Source organism: Bradyrhizobium sp. OK095, assembly GCF_900109945.1.
Lineage (GTDB): Bacteria > Pseudomonadota > Alphaproteobacteria > Rhizobiales > Xanthobacteraceae > Bradyrhizobium.
Genome location: NZ_FOBX01000010.1, coordinates 159,463 through 183,877 on the forward strand (window position 1 = coordinate 159,463; position 24,415 = coordinate 183,877).

The window sequence follows — 24,415 nt, forward strand, 5'->3', positions numbered from 1 at the left end:
TCGCTACCCGCTCACGCCCCGGTTCTTCAGTACAAAACACGCCCCGCCAGCTTTCCGGATGCGGTTGCAGAGATCGTCCGCCTCAGGTCGCGTGTCGGCGCCGATGCGTACCTGGTAGAACGCGTGCGAACCGCGGCTGCGCACCACCGAGCTCAGCAGGCTCGGATCGCGGTCGCCGATCACGGCGCTCAGCCGCGTGACCGCGCGGGAATACATCGCCAGCGCCCTGTTGCGGTCGAATCCCGCGGCGAGCTGCACGCCCCAGATCTTGGCTGCGGCAAGCTCCACATGCTGCTCGAGCTCGGCGACGAAGGCATTCGGTGCGCGCTTCAACAGCGCCATCAGATCGCGGCAGCTCGTCGGGGGCCCGCTTGGCGGACCCTTGCCGGTCGCGCCGGCCTTCGCCCACGCATCGACGCTCGTGCCGGTGATGGCGTAGACGTAGTTGCGCGTCTGCTCCGGCATCGGGCCGGTGCCGGCGAGCCATTCCTGGATGCGACGCGGGCCGGCATTGTAGGCGGCGGCCGCAAGGCCGAGATTGCCGAACTGGTTGCGCAGCTCATTCAAAAACTCCGCCGACTTCGGCAGCGCCTGCACCGGATTGAAGGGATTGAGCAACCCGCGCTCGCTCGCGGTGCCCGGCATGAATTGCGCGATCCCCTGCGCCTGCTCGCCGCTGCGCGTCACCGGGCCCACGGCATCAACCTGGAAGCGACTTTCCTGCCAGATCACGCGGGCGAAGAACTCCAGCGGCAGATTGGCATCGCGCGCGGCGGCCTCGACGATCAGGCAGATCGATTCCCGCGTGTCGCTCTCGCGCGCATCAGGCTTCGCCGGCGGCACCGCGAGCTCTTCAACGCTGGGGACGGCGACATTAGTCTTTGCCGGCGAGCTGTCCCACGCCGCGACCTCTGTCGCAGAAGCCAGCAGTGCGGCAACGAGGAGTGATGCAATTCGCGCCAACACTGCCCAAGCATCGCTGTGGCGCACGCCGGCGCCGCGTGCAACAAGATGATCTGCCATGTTCCGGCATCGTGCCATGGTTCAACGAGTTGCCAATATATGCTGCCTGACCTGCTTCTCCCAATGCGCATCTCCACCAAAGGGATCCGCGCACTCCTTGTCCTCGCCGCCCTCGTCCTGTTCACCGTGCCGGCGATGGCGCAAGTCAGCTGGCGGATGACCACGGAATATCCTCAAAACAACATTTCCGGGATCGGCCTCACCACTTTCGCCGATCGCGTCGCGGCCCGCACAAACGGTTTCGTGACCCTGGCCAACGCCTTCGACAACGAGCTCAAGATCAACTCGAGCGAGATGCCGGGCGCGGCGCTCGATGGCCGGATCGCCGGCGGCGATGCCTTTGCCGGCGCGCTGTCCGGCCTCGACCCGGTGCTCGGTCTTTCCACCCTGCCCTTCCTGGTGCAATCGGTCGACATCGCCCGCGCCACCAACGCACGGGCACGCCCGCTCTACGAGAAGGCGTTCGCCGACCGCGGTCTCAAGCTGCTCTATCTGACGATCTGGCCTGCGACCGGCCTCTGGTCGGATCATGCACTCGCAGGCGCCGACGATTTGCCCAAACTGAATCTGCGGGCCTACGACGCCAATTCCAGCGCGGTGATGCGTGCCGCCGGGGCCAATGCGCAGTTCCTGCCGATGGACAAGGCGCTGTCCGGCCTGAAGGACCATCAACTGAACGCATTCCTCACCTCCGGCGACGGCGGCGCGGGGCGAAAACTCTGGGACTTCCTGCCGCATTTCACCGCGATCAATTACGCGATGCCGGTCTCGATCGCCTTCGTCCGCAGCGAGACGTTTGCCGCACTGTCCGAGCCGATGCAGCGCGAGGTGATGGCGGCCGCAGCCGAAACCGAGCAGAGCCAGTTTGCGCTGCTCGCCCATCGCACGGCCGAGAATTACGCACGCATGCGCGACAACGGCGTGAATATCGTCGAGCCCGCGCCGCAATCCCTCGTCGCGGCCCTCCGCAGCGCCGCCACAAGCACGATCGCCGGCTGGGAGGCCAAGGCCGGCACCGATGCGGCCGCGATCGTCGCATGGGCCCGGCAGCAATGATGGAAACGGTAGCGGCATCAGCATGCCACCGCTCACCTGCGACGTAGCCTGCGCCGGTCTCGTCTTTCGCTGCTTCAGTTTTTGACCGGCACCAGGCTTTCGCCTCTGATGGCGCGGTCGAGGGCGTCGATCAGCGCCTGGATCTCCAAGAACTTGTTGCGCGCACGCTCGGCCGTGTCGCGCACAAAGGGAGCTGCCAGCACTTTGGCATGCGCGTCCCTGTCCTCGATCATGCGATCTCGGGCCTTCTTCAGTGTTTCAAGTCGCTCGCTCATCTGTGCTCCTCTGCCAGGGTTTCGCGGACCATGACGGTTCCCTCAGCAACCGCGACAGATATTCTTGAGTTTCGCCGCGGTACGGGCTTCTTCATCAGTGAACGGATCTTTATAGGGAGATCGAGATACGTCACGTTCCGCATCGGCGCGCTTCTTGGCTTGCGGCGGAAACGCAGTGTCGTAACAGGCAAGACGTCCGCTCGTGCTTTCGATCGTGCGGCAATCCGGCTCTGTCGCGAGCGCACTTTGCGCGAATGTGCCAAGCGCCAATGCGACAACAAGCGTTTTCATGTGATTATCTTTCCTCTCGGGAGAATCCGGGCGCGGTCGATCGACGCCGCTCGCGCGCCTCATGCCTCGAACTGGTCGAACTCGTCAGACTGCAGAATCCGGCCCTGCGGCGTGCAAATCCGCGCGTCGATATAGCCTTCCTGCAACAGCTCCCTGGCCTTCTTCAACGCGTCGGCCGTCGTGGTGCGGGCCAAGCTCACATAGCCGCCAGAATCGCGTCCGCTCACCAGATATTGCAGCGGCGTCCTATCCATGCAGAACGGCCGTAGCGGCTACCAGGATTAATAGAAACACCGGGACCATCACCGGCGGCGCGATCCAGTCGGCCATGCGAAATCGAGGCATGCGCGCTCCTCCTCAATCGGCGGGAGCGCTAGTGACCCTCAGTCACCGATGGATGCCATAAGAAGGGCGGTGATTGCGCGACTTTACGCTTGCGCCCCGCGAATAGCGAGCCTTAAAACGGCGCGCGACACCAACGCGGTGGGCTCACCGTTGCGCGTTGCCTTGGCCTGCGGCTAGGTCAAGCAATGGACGGCACGATCAACACGGGCACGGCAAGCATGGTGACAATCTATTTCGATCTCGACGGCACGCTGACCAATCCAAAACCCGGAATTACCCGCTCGCTCCAGTGCGCGCTGGAGCGGCTGAACATTCCGGTGCCGAGCGAGGACGAGCTGACCTGGTGCATCGGACCGCCGCTGCATGCCAGCCTGAAAAAGCTCACGGGAAGCGATGAGCTCGCCGACCGCGCGCTGCTGCTCTACCGCGAGCGATTCAGCGATATCGGCCTGTTCGAGAACGAGGCCTATGCCGGCATCATCGACACGCTGACGACGATTGCCGCGACCGACCAGCGCATGTTCGTGGCGACCAGCAAGCCCGCCGTCTACGCCACCCGCATCGTCGAGCATTTCGGCCTGAAGCCGTATTTCGAGCGCGTGTTCGGCTCCGAGCTCGACGGTACCCGCGTCGACAAGCGCGACCTGCTCCGCTACGCGCTCGACGAGGCCAAGGTCGATCCCGCCACGGCAATCATGATCGGCGACCGCAGTCATGACGTCGTCGGTGCCCGCACCAACGGCATGACCGCAATCGGCGTGCTCTATGGCTATGGCAGCGAGGCGGAGCTGAGGGACGCCGGCGCGCACCACATCTGCGCCGCGCATTCGGAGTTGCTCAGCCATTGTGTGGCCTAGGCGCTGACGGTCTCGACCGCCGCCAGCATGCCCGTCTTTGCGTGGCAGTTCAGATATTCGAAGAATTGCTCATCCGCGGCCGCCACCGTGACCTCGTGATAGAGCCGCAACTTCGCTGACGGCCCGAGCGTCGAGAGGTACTTCATCGCCGCACCAAAGATCCTGACATGGGTCGGGTGAGACTCCGCCCAGCGTTCCAGAGCGGCGAGACTTTTCCACCAGCTCTGACCGTAGGACTTTTCGCTCGCGCTGCCGTCGGCCGCGAGCACCTGCATGTAGCGGTTGGCGTAGCAGCCGATGCCAAGACCATCGTCGCGCAGAAAATCCATGCCCTCGCGCAACACCGGCTCGACGTCGTCGAGATAGAGCTTTCGCTCGGACGACTCGGTGTCACTCCAGTCCTGCCCAGAGCGGATCAGGCAGAGATTGTCGTGCGCCTTGACGCGCAGCCGCGCGCCGTCGCGGATCAACTCGGGGGTGCCGCCCGGCGACATCGGATCGGTCTGCGACAGCGGAATGCGATCGCGCATGCCGCCCCAATAGGCGTGCTCCTGCACCTCGCCGCTCATGCCTTCCGCAATGACGGCGACACCCTCGGGCCGGTCGGGCGAGGAGAACAACGTCTCGTGCCGCGCAACGGTGGGACGCAGCACCTCGATGAAGGTGCCGATGCCCTCGCGAGCTCTGCCTGTCCATGCTTCGCGTGCCGGTGCGAACCAAGCATCGAAACGTGCGACATCGTCCCAATAGGCAACCATGACGATGGTCTCATAACCAGACTGGTCGACATAGTGCGCGCGGTCCCAATGCGAGGGACCGCCCTCGGCCGCAAACAGCCCTGCAATTTCCTCCAGCGCCGCTGGCAGCGCCTCACCGCGATATTGGAGACCGAAATAGGCCATCACGACCCGGCTCACGGCGGGCTTGTAGCGCGCCACAACGGACGGATATGGCGGCTGGTAATCATCAGGCACGCGTTTGTGGCGCGTGCGCGTCGTTTCGAGATGCGCAGGAATTGCGGATTCCATGATCATGCCCTCCCAGTGCTCTCGGTGGTCAGCTCGCCGCCGCCGCAATGTCCGTGGGCTCGATGCTGTCAACCGGCAGCGAAAACTGCTCGACGCGCTGGTATCGCTTCTTGTTGAGCAGCAGCCGCGTCACGTCAGGGCGCGAATAGTGCCCGGCGGGATCGGCGGCGTTCTTGGCGACGCCGATGGCGCCGAGATCGATCTCGGCGATCAGCAATCCCTCCTGATCCGGCGCGAGCTTGTCGCCGATCTGGCTACCGTCGGGTCCGTAGATCGCAGCAAAACCGCCGCCGACATGCAGCAGCGCGTTCTTGTCCGGCCGGTCGCAGAGCTCGTCGATCATCGCCTGCGAGACTGTCGCGCACGGCGCCAGCACGAAGCAGGAGCCTTCCACGGCATAGACGCGCGAGGCGGCATTGTTGACCTCGGCGCCGAGAGCCGGCGCAAAGGGATCGTACAGCGAAAAGCTCGGCCAGGCCGCGACATGGACCTGTTCGTTCTGCGCATACATCGCGTATTTCGACAGCGGTTGCAGATGCTCCCAACAACACAGCGCGCCGATACGGCCGATGTCCGCCCTCGCATGCACGGCGAGATCGCTGCCGTCGCCTTCGCCATAGACGGTGCGCTCGGCGTGGGTCGGCCGCAGCTTGCGGCGCTTTGCGATGGTCCCACCGTCGGGGCCGATCAACCATTGCGCTAGATAGAGGCTGCCGCCATCGCGTTCGGAGAGGCCGATCACGGCCGTCAGCTTTGCCCTCCGCACCGCATCGCGCAACTTCTCGGCCTGCGGGCTGTCATAGGACAGCGAATTGTCGAAATAGCGCTGCACAAAGCCGCGGCCGATCGCCCAGGCCGGCGAGTCCATCCAGATGTGCCAGGGATAACCGGGGATGAAGGCCTCAGGGAACGCGACCAGCTTGGCGCCCTTTTCCGCCGCCTCCTTGATCAGCGCAATCGACTTGTCGATCGAGGCATCGAGATCGAGCCAGGCGGGCGCCGCCTGCACCACAGCCACTTTGTATTTGGGATGTTCGATGCCCATTGCCGCCTCCATTGCCGGTTGATCGGAAGCCACGTCCGATGCAGTCTATTTGGCCAAACCGGGCGGCTGGCCGCTCGACCGCGGCGGAACAAAAACTCGACCGGAGGGGTCGGCGAACGGGTACGGAACTTGCCTGCGGTCAGGTTGGATCTGCGATTTTGCGGGATGTGACAGGGAGGCTTGCCGATGCCAATCCAGTTCACGACGGACGGCAGCCCCGGCTATCGCCGGCTGGCGCTCTGGCAGGACATCGTCTGCGACGTCTTCGTCGGGCTCGATTGCAAGTCCGACCTCGGCAGCGCCTTTCGCGGCTCGGTCACGCAAGTCCCGCTCGGCAGAGCGGTGTGCTCCGAGGTCTGCTCCGACCGCCAGCACGTGTTCCGCACGCCCTCGCGCATCGCACGCTCGGACCAGGATTATGTTCTGGTCGCCCTTGGCAATCGCGGCGACGGCGGCGTGGCGCAGGACGGCCGCGAGACCGTGATCCATCCCGGCGAGTTCGCGCTCTACGACACCACGCGCCCCTATGAACTGAAGTTCAACGACACCTTCACCCAGACGATTTTCAAGGTGCCCCGCGAGATGTTGCAGCGGCGACTCGGCGGCGCCGAGACGCTGACAGCGATGTCGTTCGGCGCCGATATGCCGCTCGAACGGCTCGCTTACGATTTCATCTTCAGGCTTTGCCAGAGCGCGGACCGGCTCACGACGGGCAACGCCGCAGCGTTGTCGGAGCAGGCCGTCGATCTGCTGGCGATGGCCCTGAGCGAGCGGCTCGGCAAAACGTCGCTGCCGTCCTCGACCCATCGCTCCGCCCTGCTCTACCGGCTGAAGGCGCACATCCGGACGCACCTCGCCGATCCCGATCTGTCGCTGACGGACAGCGCAGCCGCGCTCGGCATCTCGCCGCGCTACGTCAACGATCTCCTCGCCGACGAGAACATTTCGTTCCAGCGCTATGTTCTGGCCGAGCGCCTCGCCCAGTGCCGGCGCGACCTCGCCTCGCCAATGCTCACCCACCGCCACATCAGCGAGATCGCATTCGCCTGGGGTTTTAACGACCTCTCGCATTTCGGCCGGGTCTTCCGCGAGCACTTTGGGATGTCGCCGCGCGACTTCAAGCAGAGCCAGTTGCGTCACTAGTGCTGCCGATGGCGTGCTTCCGGAGCGGCACGTCCAACTCTGACCAAACAAGGACCTCACGAAGCAAAGCCGCCATGTGCGCGCGTAATGGCTGAGGGCGCCCGCATACGCTAGCTTCGGCACCAAGGCCGCGTGGATAAAGCAGCGGCCAGCCGAGGAGCATATCGATGGAATACCGACGCTTGGGCCGCTCAGGCCTGATGGTGCCCGCTTTGAGCCTGGGAACGGGCACGTTCGGCGGCGTCGGCCGACTCGCTGCGTGGGGCACGACGGACGCGACCGAAGCGCGGCGGCTTCTGGATATCTGCCTCGAGGCCGGCGTGTCGATGTTCGACACCGCCGACATCTATTCGCTCGGCGAGTCCGAACGCGTTCTCGGCGAGGCCATCAAGGGCCGCCGCGACAAGGTGCTGGTCTCGACCAAGGCCACCTTCCGCTTCGGCGACGGCCCCAACGACATCGGTTCGTCACGGCAGCATCTGCTCGCGGCGATCGACAGTTCACTCAAGCGACTCGGTACCGACTATATCGACCTGTTCCAGCTCCACGGCTTCGACGCCTTCACGCCGCCCGAGGAGGTGCTTTCCACCCTCGACGTGCTCGTGCGCGCCGGCAAGATTCGCTATGTCGGCGTCTCCAATTTTTCGGGCTGGCATCTGATGAAGTCGCTCAACGTTGCCGACAAGCACGGCTTCCCGCGCTACGTCGCCAATCAGACCTACTATTCGCTGATCGGACGCGACTATGAGTGGGAACTGATGCCGCTCGGCCTGGACCAGGGGGTCGGCGCGGTCGTCTGGTCACCGCTCGGATGGGGACGCCTCACCGGAAAGATCCGCAGGGGGCAGCCGAAACCCGAGGTCAGCCGCCTGCCCAAGACCGCCGATTTCGGGCCGCCCGTGCCCGACGAGCACGTTTATCGTGTCGTCGAGGCAATCGACGAGGTCGCGAAGGAAACCGGGAAGAGCGTCTCGCAAATCGCGCTGAACTGGCTGCTCCAGCGCCCCACGGTCTCGACACTGATCGTCGGCGCGCGCAACGAGACGCAGCTGCGCGAAAATCTCGGCGCGGTCGGCTGGTCATTGACCAAGGAGCAGATCGCGAAGCTCGATGCCGCCAGCAAGGTAACGCTGCCCTATCCCTACTGGCACCAGCGCACGACCTTCACCGACCGCAATCCGCCGGCGGTGTAGGGAGCGGTCGCCCGGCGTAGCTCGGCTTGAGCTGCATCAAGCCGGCCTGCGACGGCAATGCCATCGTGCCGGCCTCACGAGGCCGCCCCGATGCGCCGACTTGCCATGAAGGCCCTGTTCACGGCTCTCAATCTCAACCGCGCCGAGCGGACGCGGATCGATTGGGATCGCACCGTCCTGGTTGTCTCGACCGCGGTGACGCTCGGGCTGATCGCACTCTACGTCTTCGGAAAGTCGACAGCGCGCTGGTGAGCCAGCGATCCATGCTTGCGCTGCCGGGCAGCCTGCCGATGGGACAGGAACTGTCCGTGTCCTGCCGGGTTGCGATCTATCCTGCAATTTCCTAATCCGGGGACGAAACACGGCTCGAATCAAGCGCGCCTCATCATGTCGTCCGCCCCAACAGTGCATGCCGACGGCCTGCCGCAGCCACAGCGCAACCAGGCGGTCCTGACCATTGCGCTCGGCATCATCATGGCGGTCGTCGACAGCGCCATCGCCAATGTGGCACTGCCGACAATTGCGACCGATCTCGACGCCAGCCCCGCCTTCTCGATCTGGATCGTCAACGGCTATCAGCTCGCCATCACCATCTCGCTGCTGCCGCTGGCCTCGCTCGGCGAGATCGTCGGCTATCGCCGCGTCTATCTGGCGGGGCTCGTGCTGTTCACGCTCGCATCCGCGTTCTGCGCACTGGCGCATACGCTGCCGCTGCTGACAATCGCGCGCATCATCCAGGGGTTTGGCGCGGCCGGCATCATGAGCGTCAACGCGGCGCTGGTGCGCTTCACCTATCCACGCAGCCAGCTCGGCCGCGGCATCGGGCTCAACGCGCTCGTCGTCGCCTTCTCGGCCGCGGTCGGCCCGACGCTCGCCTCGGGGATCCTTGCGGTCGGAAGCTGGCCCTGGCTGTTTGCCATTAACGTGCCGCTGGGCGTGCTGACGCTGGTGCTGGGCCTGCGCAGCCTGCCACACACAAAACCCGCAAGCCATTCCTTCGACTGGCAGAGCGCAGGCCTCTCCGCGATCACCTTCGGTGTCGGCATCGCGGCCGTCGACAGCGTCGGCCATGGTGAGGCCGCGCTCACCTATCTCGTCCAGTTCGCGATCGCGATCGTCGCCGGCGCGCTGCTGGTCTGGCGCGAAACCCACATGACGTCGCCGTTGCTGCCGGTCGACCTGTTGCGGATTCCCGTTTTCGGGCTGTCGATTGCGACCTCGATCGCCTCGTTCTGCGGCCAGATGCTGGCCTTCGTTGCAATCCCCTTCTACCTTCAGAGCCGGTTTGGCTATTCGGCCGTGCATATGGGCCTGCTGATCACGCCCTGGCCGATCGCAGTCGCCTTCGCAGCGCCCCTCGCCGGCCGCCTGGTCGAGCATTATCCGGCCGGCCTGCTCGGCGGCATCGGGCTCACACTGTTTGCCTGCGGACTCGGCGCGCTCGCGTTCCTGCCTGCGGCCCCGACGCCGCTCGATATCATCTGGCGGATGGCGCTGGCCGGCGCCGGCTTCGGCCTGTTCCAGACCCCCAACAACCGCACCATGATCGCCGCCGCCCCGCGCGAGCGCGCCGGCGGCGCCAGCGGCATGCTGGGTACGGCGCGCCTGCTCGGCCAGACCACCGGCGCGGCGTTGGTGGCGCTGTTGCTCGGCCGCTACCCGATCGACGGAACCCGCATCGCGCTGCTCACCGGCGTCGGCTTTGCACTCTGCGGCGCGGTGCTGAGCATGCTGCGGCTGTCACCTGCGGGCGCGCGCGGCGCCGAGCATGTCCGCGTGCAGGACGACCAGCGCCTGCGGGGCGACTAACGATCCGAGGTTCCCGCCGCGCCCATGCTCAACCTGTGCGTGGCTTAACCATCTGGACTAGCGTCGTATTGCCCTCGCGCTCCGGTTGCGCTTTATTGGCGTTGGGGAATATGGGGCACTTCATGCGTTCATTTGGAATTGTGGCGCTCAGCGTCATGCTGGGCGGCTGCGCGTCTGTCACGCGCGGCACGACCGAAAACATCAGCATTTCATCGACACCATCAGGCGTTGAAGCTGTCGTCAGCGGGTTGGAAGTTCCAACTACCTGCACGACGCCATGCGCCGTAGTCGTCAAGCGGAACGCGGACATCTCGATCACCTTCCAGAAGGAAGGCTATGAGCCCCAGATCGTGCCGCTGAGCCGCGACATACCGGGCTCAGGCGCGGCCGGCTTTGCCGGCAATCTTTTGCTAGGTGGTGTCATCGGCATGGGAGTCGATGCCGCGACGGGGGCGGCAACCGATCACAAGCCCAATCCGGTCATTGTGACGATGCAGCCATCGGCGCCTGCCCGCGCGCGGCCAGCCGCGCCAAAGAAACCGCGACCGCCGGCCGCCGCCGAGACAGGCACTTAGAATCCGCCGCGGTGCCATCGGCCTTCCGCAGTCTGCGGGCAACCTATCTCGCTCGCGCTGCGACCGCGCCGACCGAGCATATCGGGATTCAGGGCGGCAGAACGCGATCAGCAACTCGCGGCGAGTACTTATGCCAACAATTGGGTTCGGTAGCTGGCTGAGAGTGACTTTGCGCGCTGCATGCGCTCGGCCCGTTCAGCATCACTGAGCTTCGGAGGAGGCGCGGTACGGCTGCCGACGGGGTCGCCGACCGCCATGAAGAACTCCTCCTGCCCTGCCGGCGTGCACATGCAGAGCATGCGTGCCGGCTTGTCCGAGACGTTCCTGAATGCGTGAGGCGCATTGGCCGGGATGTTCACCGTCGAACCGGCGCCCGCAAGGTACGTGCTGCCCCGGAAGGTCAACTCGATCTCACCGTCGAGGATCGTGAACATCTCCTCGAAGTCGTGACGGTGCGGCGGAGGACCGCCGCCGGGCGGCACCAGCATGTCTATCAGACTATAGCGGCCGCCCGTCTCCTTGCCGGTCACGAGGATCGTATAAGTGCCGCCCGCGACCGAGATGTGGCGCGATTTGGGATCTTCGGGGTTGGCCAATGTGAGTTCGCGCGTCAGGTCATCAGCCGGTATCTCAGCCGCGGGCTGAGTGGTCGTGCCGGCAGGGTTGGCCATCCGATCGACTCCTTAAGCTGCAAGCCCGCATACCAGGCCCATCACCCATCAAAAAGCCGGCGGTCTCGCGATACGCCGGCTTCCTGATAGACTGGATCAATTATCAAGCCTTGACCAGCGGGCCCTTCGAGGTCGGCCCCTTGGAGCCGCCGGGGCCGCCCGGCTTGTTGGGCTTGCCTGGGGGACGCTTGCGGGCGGGCAGCTTCTCCTGCTTCGGCGTGACCGGGCCATCAAGGAATTCGAAGCCGATCTTGTCCTTGGTCTCATCCGCCTCGTCCTTGACCAGGACGACACGGACATGGCCACCACCCTTCAGCTTGCCGAACAGCACCTCGTCAGCGAGCGGCTTCTTGATGTGCTCCTGGATCACGCGCGCCATCGGACGCGCACCCATCTGCTCGTCATAGCCGTGCTGGACCAGCCACGTCTTGGCGGGCTCCGACAGCTCGATGGTGACGTCGCGGTCGCCGAGCTGCGCCTCGAGCTGCAGCACGAACTTCTCGACCACCGTGCCGATCACTTCGACACTGAGGTGGCCGAACGAGACGATGGCATCGAGGCGGTTGCGGAATTCCGGCGCGAACTGCCGGTTGATCGCCTCGTGGTCGTCGCCTTCCCGCTTCGAGCGCGTGAAGCCGAAAGCCTGCTTGGCCATATCGGCCGCGCCGGCATTCGTGGTCATGATCAGGATCACGTTGCGGAAGTTGACCTGCTTGCCGTTGTGATCGGTGAGCCGGCCGTGATCCATGATCTGAAGCAGCACATTGTAGAGGTCGGGATGCGCCTTCTCGATTTCGTCGAGCAGCACCACGCAATGCGGATGCTGATCGACGCCGTCGGTGAGCAGGCCCCCCTGATCGAAGCCGACATAGCCGGGAGGCGCGCCGATCAGGCGCGACACGGTGTGCCGCTCCATGTATTCGGACATATCGAAGCGCAATAGCTCGACACCGAGGCTCGCCGCGAGCTGCTTCGCCACCTCGGTCTTGCCGACGCCGGTCGGACCCGAGAACAAATAGCAGCCGATCGGCTTCTCCGGCTCGCGCAAACCGGCACGCGCCAGCTTGATTGACGACGCCAGCGACTCGATCGCCTTGTCCTGGCCGAACACCGTGCGCTTCAGGGTCTGCTCGAGATGCTTGAGCACCTCGGCATCGTCCTTCGACACGCTCTTCGGTGGGATCCGCGCCATCGTGGCGATCGTGGTCTCGATCTCCTTGATGCCGATGGTCTTCTTGCGCTTGTTCTCGGCCACCAGCATCTGCGCCGCACCGGACTCGTCGATCACGTCGATCGCCTTGTCCGGCAGCTTGCGGTCGTGGATGTAGCGCGAGGACAGCTGCACCGCCGCCTCGATCGCCTCATTGGTGTACTTCAGCCGGTGATAGTCCTCGAAGTAGGGCTTGAGACCCTTGAGGATCGCGATGGCGTCCTCGACCGTCGGCTCGTTGATGTCGATCTTCTGGAAGCGCCGCACCAACGCGCGGTCCTTCTCGAAGTGCTGGCGGTATTCCTTGTAGGTGGTCGAGCCCATGCAACGGATGGTGCCCGAGGCGAGCGCCGGCTTGAGCAGGTTCGACGCATCCATCGCGCCGCCCGACGTCGCACCGGCACCGATCACGGTGTGGATCTCGTCGATGAACAGGATGGCGTTGGGATGCGCCTCGAGCTCCTTGAGCACCTGCTTCAGGCGCTCCTCGAAGTCGCCGCGATAGCGCGTGCCAGCGAGCAGCGTTCCCATGTCGAGCGAGAACACGGTCGCGGCCGCCAGCACCTCCGGCACTTCGCTGTCGACGATGCGCTTGGCGAGGCCCTCCGCAATCGCGGTCTTGCCGACGCCGGCCTCGCCCACGAACAGCGGATTGTTCTTCTGCCGGCGGCACAGCACTTGGATCGCGCGGTTGATCTCGGAATTGCGTCCGATCACCGGATCAATCTTGCCGTCACGCGCCTTCTTGTTGAGGTTGACGCAATAGGTATCGAGCGCCTCGCCCTTCTTTTTGGCGTCCTCGGTGCCCTTGGTCTCGGCCTCCTCGTCGACGCCGCGCACGGGGCGCGCCTCGGAGACGCCCGGCCGCTTGGCGATGCCGTGGCTGATGTAGTTGACGGCGTCGTAGCGCGTCATGTCCTGCTCCTGCAGGAAGTACGCGGCGTGGCTCTCGCGCTCGGCGAAGATCGCGATCAACACGTTAGCGCCGGTCACCTCTTCGCGACCGGACGACTGCACGTGGATCACCGCGCGCTGAATCACGCGCTGGAAACCGGCGGTCGGCTTGGCGTCGTCGGCGCCGTCCGTCACCAGATTCTCAAATTCGGTTTCAAGGTAATTGACGAGGCTCGTGCGGAGCTTGTCGAGATCGACGCTACAGGCGCGCATCACGGCGGCTGCATCGGAATCGTCGATCAAGGAGAGCAGGAGATGCTCAAGCGTCGCGTATTGGTGATGACGCTCGTTTGCGATCGCCAGTGCACGATGCAGGGATTGTTCAAGGCTTTGGGAAAAAGTCGGCATTCGCGTCCTCTATGGCCCCCATCATCATGATCGCCATCGCCCGGTCAGGCAACAACAACCTTTGTCACATATAGTTATATAAGACCGCGGCGAAAGACCGGTTCCGCGACTCAGGCAGGCTCGACACCTGCGGTATTTTCGATGCAAAACCCGTTCCGATTTGGGCAGAACTACCCATTTGGGCAGGATTGACGCCGGCGCTGATTTTCACCGGATCGCGCAGCAGGATGCGCTGACATCACACACCGCACGAACTGAACCAATCTAAAGAACTCTGAACGCGAACGCGCAGTTACTTCTTTTCCATCACGCATTGCAGCGGATGCTGGTGCTTGCGGGCGAAGTCCATCACCTGCGTCACTTTGGTCTCGGCAATCTCGTAGGTGAACACGCCGCACTCGCCGATACCGTGATGGTGGACGTGCAGCATGATCTTGGTCGCCGCCTCGGCGTCCTTCTGGAAGAATTTCTCCAGCACGTGGACCACGAATTCCATCGGCGTGTAGTCGTCGTTCAGGATCAGCACGCGATACAGATTCGGCCGCTTGGTCTTCGGCTTGACCTTGGTGATGACGGAGGTGTTCGGACCCGTCGGGCTGCCGGAACGGTTCTCGTCATTGCTCATCCAGGGAGCGAAAACGGCAGCCGTGGACAGGTCGGTTATGGAAGTCAGTTGCAGCATGGCTCAGGCGTTCAAATTCCCCACGGAAGCGAATAACGGTCCGCCGCGCGGCCCCCTGGTCCGGAGCCTCGCATAGGCGCACCGCCTTGTTGGATCGCCGCTTCCGACCCAGTCCGGTCCAAGCCGGATCGTTCGTCAGCAATATGGGCCTGCCCCCGGCTCGCCGCAAGCGTGCAAAGGCTTGTTGGCAAAGGCCTGTTAGTCAAGGCGTTAGCCAAGGCTTGGCCGATGCGGCCCGCGCCGGCCCCGATTCCCGGTCCGGGCGATCCGGGCCAAGGTTAATCAATCCGGACCGATTTGACAAAATTTTCCACCCCGGATGTTTAGAACGTGTTGACCAGGAACCTGACGTCAACGTGACCGCTGCGGGGTATCTCCGGATTTCTACGGCCTGATTTACCTGCCGTTGAAGAGTATGGCGCGAAATCGGGCAAAACCACAGATTTCGGGGATTGCCATGTTTCGCCTGCCCGTTGTCCGCCGCATTGGTCGACAGCTCGCCCGCTTTGCCGGTGCCGAGCAAGGCAATATCGCCGTGATCTTCGCCATCGTGCTGGTCCCGGTGCTGGGCTTCGTCGGTGCCGCGGTGGATTATAGCCGTGCCGTCCATGCGCGCAGTTCGCTGCAGGCCGCGCTCGATTCGGCCGCGCTGATGGTCTCCAAGGATCTGACCAACGGCACCATCACGGAAATCGACATCGAGACCAAGACGAAGTCCTATTTCACCGGCCTTTACACCGGCCGCACCGGCACGGTGTCGACCGGCGACATCCACACCAGCTACACCCCCAAGGACTCCAGCGGGATCTCGAACATCGTGGTCACCGGGTCGGGCATCATGCAGACCGATTTCATGCAGATCGCAGGCTATCCCACGCTTCCGTTCAATGCGACTTCGACCGCGGCATGGGGAAACACCCGCATGCGCGTGGCGATGATCCTGGATAACACGGGATCGATGGCCCAGAACGGCAAAATGAGCGCCATGCAAACCGCGGCCAAGGACATGATCGACACGCTGTCCGGTTATAACAAGCAGACCGGCGACGTTTACATCTCGATCGTTCCGTTCGCGAAGGACGTCAACGTCGACACTGCCAATGTCGGTGCATCGTGGATCAATTGGACCGAGTGGGAGGCCGAGCCTCCGTTCCTCGTCAACAACAAGTCCAACAGCTTCAACTCGGCCATCGCCGGATCGAGTTGCCCGTTCACGAACAGCAGCCAGGGCTTTACCTGCATGGACCGGCCCGCAACGTTGAGCGGCGCCAACAGCGTCAACAACATACCGTCGAGCGGCACCTATAGCGGGTACATCTGCCCCAGCATTGACAGCGGCAACAAACTCGCGGGCAAGTCCGGCATCTACTACAATGGTTGCTACACGACCGTCACAGGCTCGAGCGCAAGCTGCGGATCGAACACGAGTTGCACCTGCACGGGCACCGGCTCAAGCAAGATTTGTCATCTCTGGCGCGGCGACGGCACGGCAGCAACGGCCGCAGCAGCCCCCGGGCACGGCACTTGGACCGGCTGCATCAACGACCGCGATCAGAACTACGACACCCTGAACACGGCCCCGGGGTCGGGCAGCTCAGCCCCTTCGACGCAGTTCTATGCTGAGCAGTGGTCCGGCTGCCTTCCGGCCACGGTGTTTCCGATGAGCAATCAGTGGCAGACGCTCAAGGACCAGATCACGGCGATGTCTCCGAGCGGCAATACCAACCAGGCCGTGGGGCTCGCGTGGGGATGGCAATCCCTCAGCACGACCAACGGGCCGATCGCGGCGCCGGCCAAGGCCAGCAACTACATCTACAAGGACTACGTTGTGCTGCTGTCCGACGGTTTGAATACCCAGAACCGCTGGAGCACGAGCCAGTCCAGCATCGATGCCCGCCAGGAAATCCTCTGCGCGAACGTCAAGGGCGATACGACAAACCCGGTCACGATTTTCACGATCCAGGTCAACATCAATAGCAGGGACGCGAAATCGCAGGTGCTGCAGGACTGCGCGACCAATGGCAATTTCCAGATGATCACGAGTTCCTCTCAGACGTCGGACGCGTTCAAGAACATCCTCACGCAGATCTCCAAGCTGCGCGTCGCAAAATAATCCGAACCTGTTCCGGCCAACAAAAAAAGCCCGGCTGAACCAGCCGGGCTTTTCGATTCCAGGACTTCCGGAAAAATTAGTTGGCGGCCGGGGTGAACTTGGACACGATGGTCTCGACCGGCTTGAACGCCTGCTTGGCGAGGTCGCTGTAGAGGCCGGCGATCTTCTGCGATTCCGCAACGAAGGTCTCGTAGGCGGAACGAGCAAACTCGGTCTGCGCTTCCATCGCCTTGTCCATCGACTTCACGCCGGAAAGCTTCTCGACGAAGGACTTGGTGTCTTCGAACGACTTCTTGGTGTAGTCGCCATAAGCGCTCGCGATCGCCTGGAGGCCGTGCTGCATCGTGGTCGCGGAGGCAACGTACTGCTCGAAGTGCTCTTTCCCGTAGCCCTGAAAATCTTCAACCTTGAACATATCGGAATCCTTTTCCCTAGCTTTCGTCCGGAAGCCCCGGCTCCCTGAACTCTGCCCACAATTAGTGCAACGCACAAAAAAGTCAAGAATTTTGTGCGTCGCACAAAATCAGATGCAAATCGCTGAGATTCCCGGAGTTTCCCGCAATGGTTCCTTAAGCTTTTGGAAACCGCGGCCCCCTACTTTGATTCTCTGGACGTGTTCAGCTTCCGCAATCGGCCAAAAGCCGTTTGAGAACATCACCTTAGCCAGAATAGCGGCTCAGGCCCAACGTCCCCCGCGGCGAACACCAGCGGAGGGACAGCCTGAGCAGGTAATGATCACGGGTCCAGTGGGCACAATTTCGCCTCACGAGCCGGTGATCAAGTCAGAAACGGGGACGGGGTTCCATGCTTCGTAAAAACTTGTCTTCCTCGCGCTTGGCGCGGGTTGGCGTTTTCGGGCTTCTTACGGTCACCACCGCGGCCATCTTCACCACCGATGCTGCTGAAGCGCGGCGCCATCGGCATCGCTCCTACGCGCACCACCGGGTGCAGCGCGATGAGTCCGAGAGCTCCAGCCCGAAATTCGCGTCGATCATCGTCGACGGCAATTCCGGCACGGTGCTTCAGTCGAACAGTCCGGACGGGATTCGCCATCCCGCGTCGCTGACCAAGATCATGACGCTCTATCTGCTGTTCGAGCGTCTCGAATCCGGCAAGATGAAGCTCGACACCGAGATGCCGGTATCGCAGCACGCCGCCGATCAGGATCCGACCAAGTTGAACCTGCGTGCCGGCCAGACCATTCGCGTCGAGGACGCGATCAAGGGTCTCGTCACCCGCTCGGCCAACGACGCCGCCGTGGTGATCGCCGAAGCGATCGGCGGCGACGAGGACGATTTCGCTACGATGATGACGCGCAAGGCGCGCTCGCTCGGCATGTCGAGGACGGTCTACCGCAACGCCAACGGCCTTCCCAACGACGAGCAGGTCACGACCGCGCGCGACCAGGCCACGCTCGGCCGCGCGATCCAGGAGCGCTTCCCGCGCTACTATCGCTATTTCGCGACCTCGACATTCAACTGGCGCGGCCAGTCGATCCGCAACCACAATCACCTGCTCGGCAGCGTTGAGGGCGTGGACGGCATCAAGACCGGCTACACCCGCGCCTCCGGCTTCAATCTCGTGACCTCAATGCGCCGCGGCAACCGCCATTTGATCGGCGTGGTGCTGGGCGGCCGCAGCGGCGGCTCACGCGACGCCATCATGCGCAATCTGCTCGCGGAGAACCTCGAGAAGGGCGCAACCACCCACACCGTCACCGCGGTCGCCGAACGCAATGGCGCTGACGCCAATACCGACGTCGCCGATGCATCGGAGACCCCGGCCCGCGCCGCGCCGCAGGTTCAGGCCGTGGCCGCCGCCGAAGCCGCCCCGTCGCGTCTTGCTTCGCGCCTGTCCGCCCTTGCCGCTGCGACTGCCGCGATGCCGCCGGCACAGCCCAAGCCTGAAGTTCGGCCGACTGAATCCAAGATCGAGCCGGCGCCGCTCACCAGTGGCGTGATCTCGAGCCAGCCGCTCTCGATCATCCCCGGCTCGTCCGAGCCGATGAAGCCGGTCCGGGTGAAGACGGTTCAGGTCAAGGCCGGCACCGTGAAGGTCGCCTCCGCCGCCCCGGCGCAGGTCGGACCGCAGGTCACGAACACGATTGCCCCTCGCTCCGACGTCGCGGAAACCTCCGGCGCCGTCGTCGCCCGGGCCGACCTCATCAACAGGCCCGAGGTCATGAGCCAGTCGGAAGCGCCGAAGGCTGAGACCGCCCGCGCCGAAATGCCCCGTCAGCCGGCGGGCTTCGGCACCGGCAACGGCATCCTGGGCGTGCTGCCGGCTGCGACCGCCGCCGCGCCCGCCCCGGCAGCTGCAAAGCTCGCCTCCGCCGATCCGGCGCCGCAGCCGATCCAGATGAGCGCCACCACCAGGCCGGTCGTCACCCACAGCGGCTGGATCGTCCAGGTCGGCGCGCTCGAGAGCGAGAACGAAGCCCAGCAGCGCATCGACGCCGCGCGCAGCTCGGCCCGCGGCCTGCTCAGCAAGGCCGACCCGTTCACCGAGACTGTTGTCGCCAAGGACAATCGCAAACTCTACCGCGCCCGCTTCGCCGGGCTTGAGCGGGATCAGGCCGAAGCCGTCTGCCGCGCCCTGAAGCGCGCCGACATCTCCTGCATCACCGTCCGCAACTGATCTTCCGCACCGCTCCGATCAAAATGCCCGCGCCTTGCGCGGGCATTTTCATTTTCGGGATGCGGTGACGCCAAGGCCGTTCGGTACCAAGGCTGTTCCACGACAACCTCTCGTCAAGGATTTACGGTTAAAACTTTACCCAAGGGATCGACCACGCCGACAATGGCGGGCATCGGGGCGACATCAGACAGAGCAAGCGGAGCTCACGCGGTACGGGCGTTTGTAGCGTAGTGCCGGAGTTAGCCGTTATGCGTACGAAGCAGAGTATCCTTGGCCTCGTTTACCCGGGCAGCGAGATAGTTCGAGCCCCCTTGGTCGGGATGGAGTTTCTTCATCAGGGACTTGTGAGCCCTGCTAATGTCGGCGCGCCCCGCCCCCGGCTGCAAGCCAAGGATCTGATAGGCTTCCTCCGCCGTCATTTTGCCGCTCGCCGCCGTACGGCGCTGCCGCCCTGCCGCGTCGCCCTGCGCGTTCTGACGCCAGGCGGGAAACCGGCGGTCCAGATAGCTTTCAAGTAAGGCTACGCTCTCGGCGTCGAACGCTGGCACCACCGCCAGCAGGCCCGCGAGATCAAACTCGTCGAGATCGCGCCCGGCGTAAGGCCCGGCGACGATCTGGCCCCCGAGCCGGCCGGAATCGTGCTCGAGCCGCATATCGAGGAATTGCGAGCGCACGCGCGAGGACTGGCTGGTCGGACGCGTCGCACCACCGCCGAACAGCCCGCCGATGTTGCCGAGGCCAGAGTTCGCCAGCGGCGTCCAGCCCAGCAACCCCGCACCCATGATTCCGAGCGGGATCGCCACCACCAACTCGCCCCGCAGGCCCGTGAACGCCGCGACCGCCAGCGCCAGCACGCCTCCGCCGAACTTGACGGCACGTGCCAGCACCGCCGGATTGGCGGAGCGGAACATCTGCAGCAGCAGATAAAGCGTGATAATTGCGATGGCGCCGGCGATCAGGGTCATGGCCGGAATATAGTCGCCCTCTTGTCAAAAAGCATGGCGTCCTTCGCCTGCGTCCACGATTGGCTGGTGACACGAGAAGTTCGTTCTCCGATAAGCGCCCTGCCCGAATCCCGGCACGCGCGGCGGTAACAATGCCGCACCGGCATCGCAGGAATGTGGGTGAGGTTTGGGGAAGACCATGAGCAACGGCTTCAGGCCGCCGATCGTGCCGGCCGCGTTCTTCGGCATCGTGCTTGGGCTCGCGGGCCTCGGCAATGCCTGGCGGGCCGCGCATCAGGTCTGGCATTTGCCAGCGATCGTCGGCGAGAGCCTGCTCGCCCTCGCGTCCACCGTCTGGGCCCTGCTGCTCATGCTCTTCATCCTGCGCTGGATTTTTGCGCGCGCGGAATCGCTCGGGGAAGCTCATCATCCCGTGCAGTGCTGCTTCATCGGGCTCGCCGGCGTCTCCACCATGCTGATCGCGATCGCCGCGGAGCCCTATTCGCACCTTGCCGCAATCATCCTGTTCGGCGTTGGCGCCGCGTTCACGCTCGGCTTTGCGCTGTGGCGAACGGGATTGTTGTGGCGCGGCAATCGCGATCATACCGCGACGACGCCGGTGTTGTACCTGCCGACGGTCGCCGGCGGTTTCGTCACCGCCGCAGTGTCCTCGGCGCTCGGCTACCCCGATTGGGGACAGCTCGCCTTCGGCGTCGCGCTGTTCTCCTGGCTCGCGATCGAATCCGTGCTGCTGCACCGGCTCTACACCGCCGCGACGCTTCCCGTGGCGCTGCGGCCGACGCTCGGCATCCAGCTCGCACCGCCCGCAGTCGGCGCCGTCGCCTGGCTCGCAGTCAACGGCGACATGCCGGACATGGCCGCGCACATCCTGGTCGGCTACGGGCTGATGATGGCGCTGCTGCTGCTTCGGCTGCTGCCGTGGATCATGGAGCAGCCGTTCTCGGTGTCCTATTGGGGTTTTACCTTCGGCGCGACCGCGCTTGCAATCGCGCCCATTCGCTTGGCCGGGCACGGCGACACCGGTGCGATCGTGCAGCTTGCGCCGTGGCTGTTTGCCGCCGCCAACATCGTGGTCGGATTGATCGCGCTTGGCACGCTGCGCCTGATCCTGCAGGGACGGCTGCTGCCGACGCAAGCCGCGCCGGCTTGAGCGGCTACTTCATCTGGCCGATCAGCTTCGCCGCGCCGCTCGCGCTCTTGGCCAGTTTCAACAGCGCCTCGCGACCGCCGGCGGCATAGGCCGCGGCGGCCCGCAACAGCTCGCGCAGCTGCGCCGCCGCACCGGGATCGAACCGGCACCAGGCCCCGCCGGTCAGCCGCGCGATCTCGCGAAAGGCCTTTTCGGCCACGGCGTCGTCGCCTTCCTGAAACAGGAAGACGGGCACCTTGAGCATGCCGAGCTCGCCGGCCTTGACGCAGAGCTCGTCGACCTTCTCTTCCATGGCATCGCCGACGAACACGACGGCCCGCACGCCGGATGCGACCGCCTCGCGCCGCGCCTCGCTCAGGACCTTGCCGATCTGGGTGTCGCCGCCGCGGCAATCGATCTTGCTCATCAGCGTCGCGAGCTTTGTGCTGTCGGATATCCATCCCGTTGCGCGGCACTCGTTGAAGCCGCGATAGTAGACGAGCCGGATGTCGAGACTGCCGAGCGCCGCGGTCTCATGAAACATGTCCGCCTGGAGCGCGCAGGCCATGTCCCAGGTCGGCTGCCGGCTCATCGTCGCATCCAGCGCGAAGATCAGCCGCCCCTTGGCGCCGGGCGCGTGCGGTGACAGCGTACGCGCCTTGGCGACGAAGGCGGCGATATCCTCCGAGGTGCTGGCTTGCGGCAGCGCGCCGCCGGCTTCGGTCGAGACGGCATCACGGTCACGCGGCTTGACGGGTTCGCCGGGCATTCCTGCTCACCTCTTGCATGAGCAGATCATGTGGATAGCGCATGCGGCCCGGTCAATGTGCAAAGCCTCCGCGGGCGGGTGCCGACGGAGGCTTTGGAAGTCGTGCTGACGATCAGAGCGGTGTCAGCTCTTGTTGGTGTCAGCTCTTGGCGGGCGCCATCAGAGCAACCGGACCGGGCTCCAGGATCTTGGGCGGGGCCGAGCGGGTGTCGACGGGAGCGATCGCGCTGTCGGTATCGCTCAGGAATTTGTCGAGCATGCCCTGGATCGAGTTCTTCGCGTTATCCGGACCGGTGTCGCGCATGTCGTTATGCTGGAATTCGGTCTTCACGACCTGGATGCCGGCCTTCTCGCATTCCTCGTCGGTCGGGATCACGCCCGCATCGGTCTTGAACTGCGGATCCTGAGAGCGGAACGACAGGATCTTGAACTTGCCGGCGGTGACGAAGGGCACGCGCAGATTGTCGAGCGTGACGACCTTCTTGACCTCATCCGGATACTGCTTGGCGAAATACATCGTGATGTCGCCGCCCATGGAGTGGCCGACCATGGTCACCCTGTCGTAGTCGGCGTTGGGCTGAACCTTCTTCATCTCCTGCATGGCGAGATGGATGTTGGCGACGCCGCGCAGGATCTGCGGCAGGCGGCCGACATAGATCTCGCCGGGCTTGGTCACCATCGGCGGATCGGTCGGCAGATCATGCTGCGGGCTGACGACGAGGTAGCCGCGTGCAGCGAAAATGTTGGCGAGGAAGCCGTACTCTGTGTTCTTGACGGTGTTGCCGTGATTGATCACGGCAACCGGCATCGTGATCATGCCGGCATTGGCCTGCATTTCCTTGTCGCGACGGATCGCGATATCGACAGGCACGGGACGGTTGTCGCGCGAAGCGTCGTAGAAGGTGATGGTCTCGTGCTTGATCGCCCACTTGCTCGCCGTGAAATAGGCGACGCCGCAGAGGGCACTAACCGAAACCAGAACGGCAATTCCACGCTTCATTTTCGTCCTCAGCCTCAGGCTCTTTCGGCCTGAATCCCTGTTGAAAATCGTGTTCTTCCGAGGCTCTTCGGCCCCTGGTCGCCTATTCCCTAATATATGTCACAGGCGCGTGACAGGAAGGCTAAATATTGTGAACCGGCCGCCCTTTCATTGTGCGGCGCACACGTTTCTTGGGCACCCTGTTCTCATACCGCTACGTCAGGGTGCAGGTCACCATCCGACGCAACCGGTCTCGATTGGGTTCAATTTCGCGGTAAACGTGGGATGAAAACGGCTGAGCACAGACTCAGTTCCGGCGGGAACCAGCCGCTTGAATCGACTGGAAGTAGCGACATACCGCCGCGTCAGGCGCCGAGGATGTCGTGGACCTCGAGCGGCTTGTCGACCTGGCTGAACCACTCGGCGCGATTGGCCGCACGCCGGCGACCGCGCTCGTCGAGCGGCAGCTTGAGCTGACGGAGCAGGCTCGTCACCTCCTCCCGCGCGGTCAGGTGCCCGAGGTTGGGCCGCATGCCGAGCGTGGCCTCGTCGATCTCGTCCAGCGCGGTCAGGCCGCGCGGGAAGAATTCGCGATAGACGACGCGCTCGGCGAAGCCGTCGACATAGCGGAAGCCCAATCGCAGCGACAGATCCTTCAAGCCGTCGGCGACGAGCTGCTTGTTGCGGGAGCCGAGCATCGACAGGCGGTTGCGCACCACGATCCAGTCGGTGGAGGAGCCATCGAGCTGGCGGCGCTTGCGCCTGACATCCCGCACCATCTCGGCGTAATGGCTTTCGCCCGTCACCGCGTAGTTGGCGGGATCGACGGTCCCGAGCACGTCGAAATCGAGGAAGCTGTCGTTGATCGGCGTGACCAGCGTGTCGGCCATCGAGTGCGCAAGGCGCATCAGATAGCTGTCAGTGCCGGGCGTATCGATGACGATGAAGTCAAAACTGCTCTCGACCGCTGAGACCGCCTCCATGAACTGCTGGAACTCGGAGTTCTCGTTCTCGGCGATCTGCATCGTCTCGCCGAGCTTGATGCAGCGATGCACCGGCAGCGCGAGGTCGAGCTTGGTGCGGCGAGCCCAGGCGGCGCGGTTGTTGATGTAGTGGGTGAAGCTTTGCTGGCGGCAGTCGAGGTCGATGGTGGCGACGCGCTGACCGGCCTTCAACAGCGCGACCGCGATGTGCAAGGCGGAGGTCGATTTGCCGGAGCCGCCCTTCTCGTTACCGAGCACGACGACGTGCGCCGAGCCCGATTGGCCTTGGCTAGCCTGCACAAGCATGGCGATCCTCAACACCCCTAAGCAATATC

Annotated in this window: 24 protein-coding genes; 10 read left to right on the forward strand and 14 right to left on the reverse strand. The window is 64.1% G+C overall.

Translation table 11 applies throughout. The features are described 5' to 3' along the window. Nucleotides 1–3 precede the first annotated feature (3 nt). The gene (locus BMW89_RS26070; RefSeq protein WP_244547687.1) at nucleotides 4–1,023 is read right to left on the reverse strand and encodes a lytic transglycosylase domain-containing protein; all 1,020 of its coding nucleotides are present in this window, start codon (nucleotides 1,021–1,023) and stop codon (nucleotides 4–6) included. A gap of 39 nt (nucleotides 1,024–1,062) precedes the next feature. Here BMW89_RS26070 and BMW89_RS26075 point away from each other — a divergent pair, with 39 nt between their 5' ends. Continuing rightward, entirely contained in the window at nucleotides 1,063–2,079 is a 1,017-nt protein-coding gene (locus tag BMW89_RS26075; protein WP_177196312.1) for a TRAP transporter substrate-binding protein, read from the forward strand. Nucleotides 2,080–2,153: 74 nt separating this feature from the next. On the opposite strand, the gene BMW89_RS26080 is transcribed toward BMW89_RS26075, so the two are convergent. Genes BMW89_RS26080 through BMW89_RS26090 form a run of 3 tightly spaced genes read right to left on the reverse strand, consistent with a single transcriptional unit; the run spans nucleotide 2,154 to nucleotide 2,899 of the window. Next, nucleotides 2,154–2,354 carry a hypothetical protein gene (locus tag BMW89_RS26080; RefSeq protein ID WP_092030204.1) on the reverse strand — a complete coding sequence of 67 codons (201 nt, stop codon included), beginning with the start codon at nucleotides 2,352–2,354 and terminating at the stop codon, nucleotides 2,154–2,156. Between the two features lie 42 nt (nucleotides 2,355–2,396). Continuing rightward, nucleotides 2,397–2,645: a type VI secretion system-associated protein TagO gene (locus tag BMW89_RS26085; protein ID WP_092030206.1), complete on the reverse strand. Its 249-nt coding sequence runs from the start codon at nucleotides 2,643–2,645 to the stop codon at nucleotides 2,397–2,399. A 59-nt stretch (nucleotides 2,646–2,704) separates the two neighbouring features. Further along, nucleotides 2,705–2,899, reverse strand: a complete 195-nt coding sequence (locus BMW89_RS26090) for a hypothetical protein (protein ID WP_177196313.1) — start codon at nucleotides 2,897–2,899, stop codon at nucleotides 2,705–2,707. A gap of 309 nt (nucleotides 2,900–3,208) precedes the next feature. Here BMW89_RS26090 and BMW89_RS26095 point away from each other — a divergent pair, with 309 nt between their 5' ends. Further along, the gene (locus BMW89_RS26095) at nucleotides 3,209–3,847 is read left to right on the forward strand and encodes an HAD family hydrolase (RefSeq protein ID WP_092030509.1); all 639 of its coding nucleotides are present in this window, start codon (nucleotides 3,209–3,211) and stop codon (nucleotides 3,845–3,847) included. Here the strand turns inward: BMW89_RS26095 and BMW89_RS26100 are convergent. Both BMW89_RS26100 and BMW89_RS26105 read right to left on the reverse strand, forming a co-directional pair. Continuing rightward, complete coding sequence (locus tag BMW89_RS26100; protein ID WP_092030208.1) at nucleotides 3,844–4,875, reverse strand: phenylacetaldoxime dehydratase family protein; 1,032 nt, start codon at nucleotides 4,873–4,875, stop codon at nucleotides 3,844–3,846. The two genes, BMW89_RS26095 and BMW89_RS26100, sit on opposite strands and share 4 nt — an antisense overlap. A gap of 28 nt (nucleotides 4,876–4,903) precedes the next feature. Continuing rightward, entirely contained in the window at nucleotides 4,904–5,920 is a 1,017-nt protein-coding gene (locus BMW89_RS26105) for a carbon-nitrogen hydrolase family protein (RefSeq protein WP_092030210.1), read from the reverse strand. A gap of 186 nt (nucleotides 5,921–6,106) precedes the next feature. On the opposite strand from BMW89_RS26105, the gene BMW89_RS26110 reads away from it, so the two are divergent. From BMW89_RS26110 to BMW89_RS26125, 5 genes are all read left to right on the forward strand, one after another. Then, the gene (locus BMW89_RS26110; RefSeq protein ID WP_092030213.1) at nucleotides 6,107–7,063 is read left to right on the forward strand and encodes an AraC-like ligand-binding domain-containing protein; all 957 of its coding nucleotides are present in this window, start codon (nucleotides 6,107–6,109) and stop codon (nucleotides 7,061–7,063) included. A gap of 167 nt (nucleotides 7,064–7,230) precedes the next feature. After that, complete coding sequence (locus BMW89_RS26115) at nucleotides 7,231–8,256, forward strand: aldo/keto reductase (protein WP_092030215.1); 1,026 nt, start codon at nucleotides 7,231–7,233, stop codon at nucleotides 8,254–8,256. A gap of 90 nt (nucleotides 8,257–8,346) precedes the next feature. Further along, nucleotides 8,347–8,508 carry a hypothetical protein gene (locus BMW89_RS38055; RefSeq protein ID WP_177196314.1) on the forward strand — a complete coding sequence of 54 codons (162 nt, stop codon included), beginning with the start codon at nucleotides 8,347–8,349 and terminating at the stop codon, nucleotides 8,506–8,508. 135 nt (nucleotides 8,509–8,643) lie between these two features. After that, nucleotides 8,644–10,065 carry an MFS transporter gene (locus tag BMW89_RS26120; RefSeq protein WP_092030218.1) on the forward strand — a complete coding sequence of 474 codons (1,422 nt, stop codon included), beginning with the start codon at nucleotides 8,644–8,646 and terminating at the stop codon, nucleotides 10,063–10,065. A 122-nt stretch (nucleotides 10,066–10,187) separates the two neighbouring features. Further along, entirely contained in the window at nucleotides 10,188–10,640 is a 453-nt protein-coding gene (locus BMW89_RS26125) for a peptidase associated/transthyretin-like domain-containing protein (RefSeq protein ID WP_177196329.1), read from the forward strand. A 128-nt stretch (nucleotides 10,641–10,768) separates the two neighbouring features. Here BMW89_RS26125 and BMW89_RS26130 read toward each other — a convergent pair whose 3' ends face one another. The 3 genes from BMW89_RS26130 to clpS form a co-directional block, all read right to left on the reverse strand. Further along, nucleotides 10,769–11,311, reverse strand: a complete 543-nt coding sequence (locus BMW89_RS26130; protein WP_092030224.1) for a cupin domain-containing protein — start codon at nucleotides 11,309–11,311, stop codon at nucleotides 10,769–10,771. A gap of 103 nt (nucleotides 11,312–11,414) precedes the next feature. Beyond that, nucleotides 11,415–13,823: an ATP-dependent Clp protease ATP-binding subunit ClpA gene (gene clpA, locus BMW89_RS26135; protein ID WP_092030227.1), complete on the reverse strand. Its 2,409-nt coding sequence runs from the start codon at nucleotides 13,821–13,823 to the stop codon at nucleotides 11,415–11,417. Between the two features lie 292 nt (nucleotides 13,824–14,115). Beyond that, nucleotides 14,116–14,448 (reverse strand): ATP-dependent Clp protease adapter ClpS, encoded by a 333-nt coding sequence (clpS, locus tag BMW89_RS26140; RefSeq protein WP_177196315.1) that lies wholly within the window; start codon nucleotides 14,446–14,448, stop codon nucleotides 14,116–14,118. A gap of 514 nt (nucleotides 14,449–14,962) precedes the next feature. On the opposite strand from clpS, the gene BMW89_RS26145 reads away from it, so the two are divergent. Next, the gene (locus BMW89_RS26145; protein WP_244547688.1) at nucleotides 14,963–16,618 is read left to right on the forward strand and encodes a TadE/TadG family type IV pilus assembly protein; all 1,656 of its coding nucleotides are present in this window, start codon (nucleotides 14,963–14,965) and stop codon (nucleotides 16,616–16,618) included. 76 nt (nucleotides 16,619–16,694) lie between these two features. Here the strand turns inward: BMW89_RS26145 and BMW89_RS26150 are convergent, their stop codons facing one another. Next, nucleotides 16,695–17,033: a phasin family protein gene (locus tag BMW89_RS26150; protein WP_092030235.1), complete on the reverse strand. Its 339-nt coding sequence runs from the start codon at nucleotides 17,031–17,033 to the stop codon at nucleotides 16,695–16,697. Nucleotides 17,034–17,422: 389 nt separating this feature from the next. Here BMW89_RS26150 and BMW89_RS26155 point away from each other — a divergent pair, with 389 nt between their 5' ends. Continuing rightward, nucleotides 17,423–19,255: a D-alanyl-D-alanine carboxypeptidase gene (locus tag BMW89_RS26155; protein ID WP_092030238.1), complete on the forward strand. Its 1,833-nt coding sequence runs from the start codon at nucleotides 17,423–17,425 to the stop codon at nucleotides 19,253–19,255. 239 nt (nucleotides 19,256–19,494) lie between these two features. Here the strand turns inward: BMW89_RS26155 and BMW89_RS26160 are convergent, their stop codons facing one another. Beyond that, a complete protein-coding gene (locus BMW89_RS26160; protein ID WP_092030241.1) occupies nucleotides 19,495–20,220 on the reverse strand; it encodes a DnaJ domain-containing protein in 726 nt (241 codons plus the stop codon). A gap of 178 nt (nucleotides 20,221–20,398) precedes the next feature. Here BMW89_RS26160 and tehA point away from each other — a divergent pair, with 178 nt between their 5' ends. Then, nucleotides 20,399–21,370 (forward strand): dicarboxylate transporter/tellurite-resistance protein TehA, encoded by a 972-nt coding sequence (gene tehA / locus BMW89_RS26165; RefSeq protein ID WP_092030243.1) that lies wholly within the window; start codon nucleotides 20,399–20,401, stop codon nucleotides 21,368–21,370. Between the two features lie 4 nt (nucleotides 21,371–21,374). On the opposite strand, the gene BMW89_RS26170 is transcribed toward tehA, so the two are convergent. The 3 genes from BMW89_RS26170 to BMW89_RS26180 all read right to left on the reverse strand — a co-directional run bounded on the left by BMW89_RS26170 (nucleotide 21,375) and on the right by BMW89_RS26180 (nucleotide 24,386). After that, entirely contained in the window at nucleotides 21,375–22,118 is a 744-nt protein-coding gene (locus tag BMW89_RS26170; RefSeq protein WP_092030246.1) for a vWA domain-containing protein, read from the reverse strand. 139 nt (nucleotides 22,119–22,257) lie between these two features. Beyond that, the gene (locus BMW89_RS26175) at nucleotides 22,258–23,118 is read right to left on the reverse strand and encodes an alpha/beta fold hydrolase (protein ID WP_092030249.1); all 861 of its coding nucleotides are present in this window, start codon (nucleotides 23,116–23,118) and stop codon (nucleotides 22,258–22,260) included. A 344-nt stretch (nucleotides 23,119–23,462) separates the two neighbouring features. Next, complete coding sequence (locus tag BMW89_RS26180) at nucleotides 23,463–24,386, reverse strand: division plane positioning ATPase MipZ (RefSeq protein WP_092030251.1); 924 nt, start codon at nucleotides 24,384–24,386, stop codon at nucleotides 23,463–23,465. Between the last annotated feature and the right edge of the window lie 29 nt (nucleotides 24,387–24,415).

What these genes read in the sequence shown, in the direction of transcription:
- BMW89_RS26070 (WP_244547687.1), bottom strand. Translation starts at nt 1,023, where the DNA reads ATGGCAGATCATCTTGTTGCACGCGGCGCCGGCGTGCGCCACAGCGAT.
- BMW89_RS26075 (WP_177196312.1), top strand. Translation starts at nt 1,063, where the DNA reads ATGCTGCCTGACCTGCTTCTCCCAATGCGCATCTCCACCAAAGGGATC.
- BMW89_RS26080 (WP_092030204.1), bottom strand. Translation starts at nt 2,354, where the DNA reads ATGAGCGAGCGACTTGAAACACTGAAGAAGGCCCGAGATCGCATGATC.
- BMW89_RS26085 (WP_092030206.1), bottom strand. Translation starts at nt 2,645, where the DNA reads ATGAAAACGCTTGTTGTCGCATTGGCGCTTGGCACATTCGCGCAAAGT.
- BMW89_RS26090 (WP_177196313.1), bottom strand. Translation starts at nt 2,899, where the DNA reads ATGGATAGGACGCCGCTGCAATATCTGGTGAGCGGACGCGATTCTGGC.
- BMW89_RS26095 (WP_092030509.1), top strand. Translation starts at nt 3,209, where the DNA reads ATGGTGACAATCTATTTCGATCTCGACGGCACGCTGACCAATCCAAAA.
- BMW89_RS26100 (WP_092030208.1), bottom strand. Translation starts at nt 4,875, where the DNA reads ATGGAATCCGCAATTCCTGCGCATCTCGAAACGACGCGCACGCGCCAC.
- BMW89_RS26105 (WP_092030210.1), bottom strand. Translation starts at nt 5,920, where the DNA reads ATGGGCATCGAACATCCCAAATACAAAGTGGCTGTGGTGCAGGCGGCG.
- BMW89_RS26110 (WP_092030213.1), top strand. Translation starts at nt 6,107, where the DNA reads ATGCCAATCCAGTTCACGACGGACGGCAGCCCCGGCTATCGCCGGCTG.
- BMW89_RS26115 (WP_092030215.1), top strand. Translation starts at nt 7,231, where the DNA reads ATGGAATACCGACGCTTGGGCCGCTCAGGCCTGATGGTGCCCGCTTTG.
- BMW89_RS38055 (WP_177196314.1), top strand. Translation starts at nt 8,347, where the DNA reads ATGCGCCGACTTGCCATGAAGGCCCTGTTCACGGCTCTCAATCTCAAC.
- BMW89_RS26120 (WP_092030218.1), top strand. Translation starts at nt 8,644, where the DNA reads ATGTCGTCCGCCCCAACAGTGCATGCCGACGGCCTGCCGCAGCCACAG.
- BMW89_RS26125 (WP_177196329.1), top strand. Translation starts at nt 10,188, where the DNA reads ATGCGTTCATTTGGAATTGTGGCGCTCAGCGTCATGCTGGGCGGCTGC.
- BMW89_RS26130 (WP_092030224.1), bottom strand. Translation starts at nt 11,311, where the DNA reads ATGGCCAACCCTGCCGGCACGACCACTCAGCCCGCGGCTGAGATACCG.
- clpA (WP_092030227.1), bottom strand. Translation starts at nt 13,823, where the DNA reads ATGCCGACTTTTTCCCAAAGCCTTGAACAATCCCTGCATCGTGCACTG.
- clpS (WP_177196315.1), bottom strand. Translation starts at nt 14,448, where the DNA reads ATGAGCAATGACGAGAACCGTTCCGGCAGCCCGACGGGTCCGAACACC.
- BMW89_RS26145 (WP_244547688.1), top strand. Translation starts at nt 14,963, where the DNA reads ATGTTTCGCCTGCCCGTTGTCCGCCGCATTGGTCGACAGCTCGCCCGC.
- BMW89_RS26150 (WP_092030235.1), bottom strand. Translation starts at nt 17,033, where the DNA reads ATGTTCAAGGTTGAAGATTTTCAGGGCTACGGGAAAGAGCACTTCGAG.
- BMW89_RS26155 (WP_092030238.1), top strand. Translation starts at nt 17,423, where the DNA reads ATGCTTCGTAAAAACTTGTCTTCCTCGCGCTTGGCGCGGGTTGGCGTT.
- BMW89_RS26160 (WP_092030241.1), bottom strand. Translation starts at nt 20,220, where the DNA reads ATGACCCTGATCGCCGGCGCCATCGCAATTATCACGCTTTATCTGCTG.
- tehA (WP_092030243.1), top strand. Translation starts at nt 20,399, where the DNA reads ATGAGCAACGGCTTCAGGCCGCCGATCGTGCCGGCCGCGTTCTTCGGC.
- BMW89_RS26170 (WP_092030246.1), bottom strand. Translation starts at nt 22,118, where the DNA reads ATGCCCGGCGAACCCGTCAAGCCGCGTGACCGTGATGCCGTCTCGACC.
- BMW89_RS26175 (WP_092030249.1), bottom strand. Translation starts at nt 23,118, where the DNA reads ATGAAGCGTGGAATTGCCGTTCTGGTTTCGGTTAGTGCCCTCTGCGGC.
- BMW89_RS26180 (WP_092030251.1), bottom strand. Translation starts at nt 24,386, where the DNA reads ATGCTTGTGCAGGCTAGCCAAGGCCAATCGGGCTCGGCGCACGTCGTC.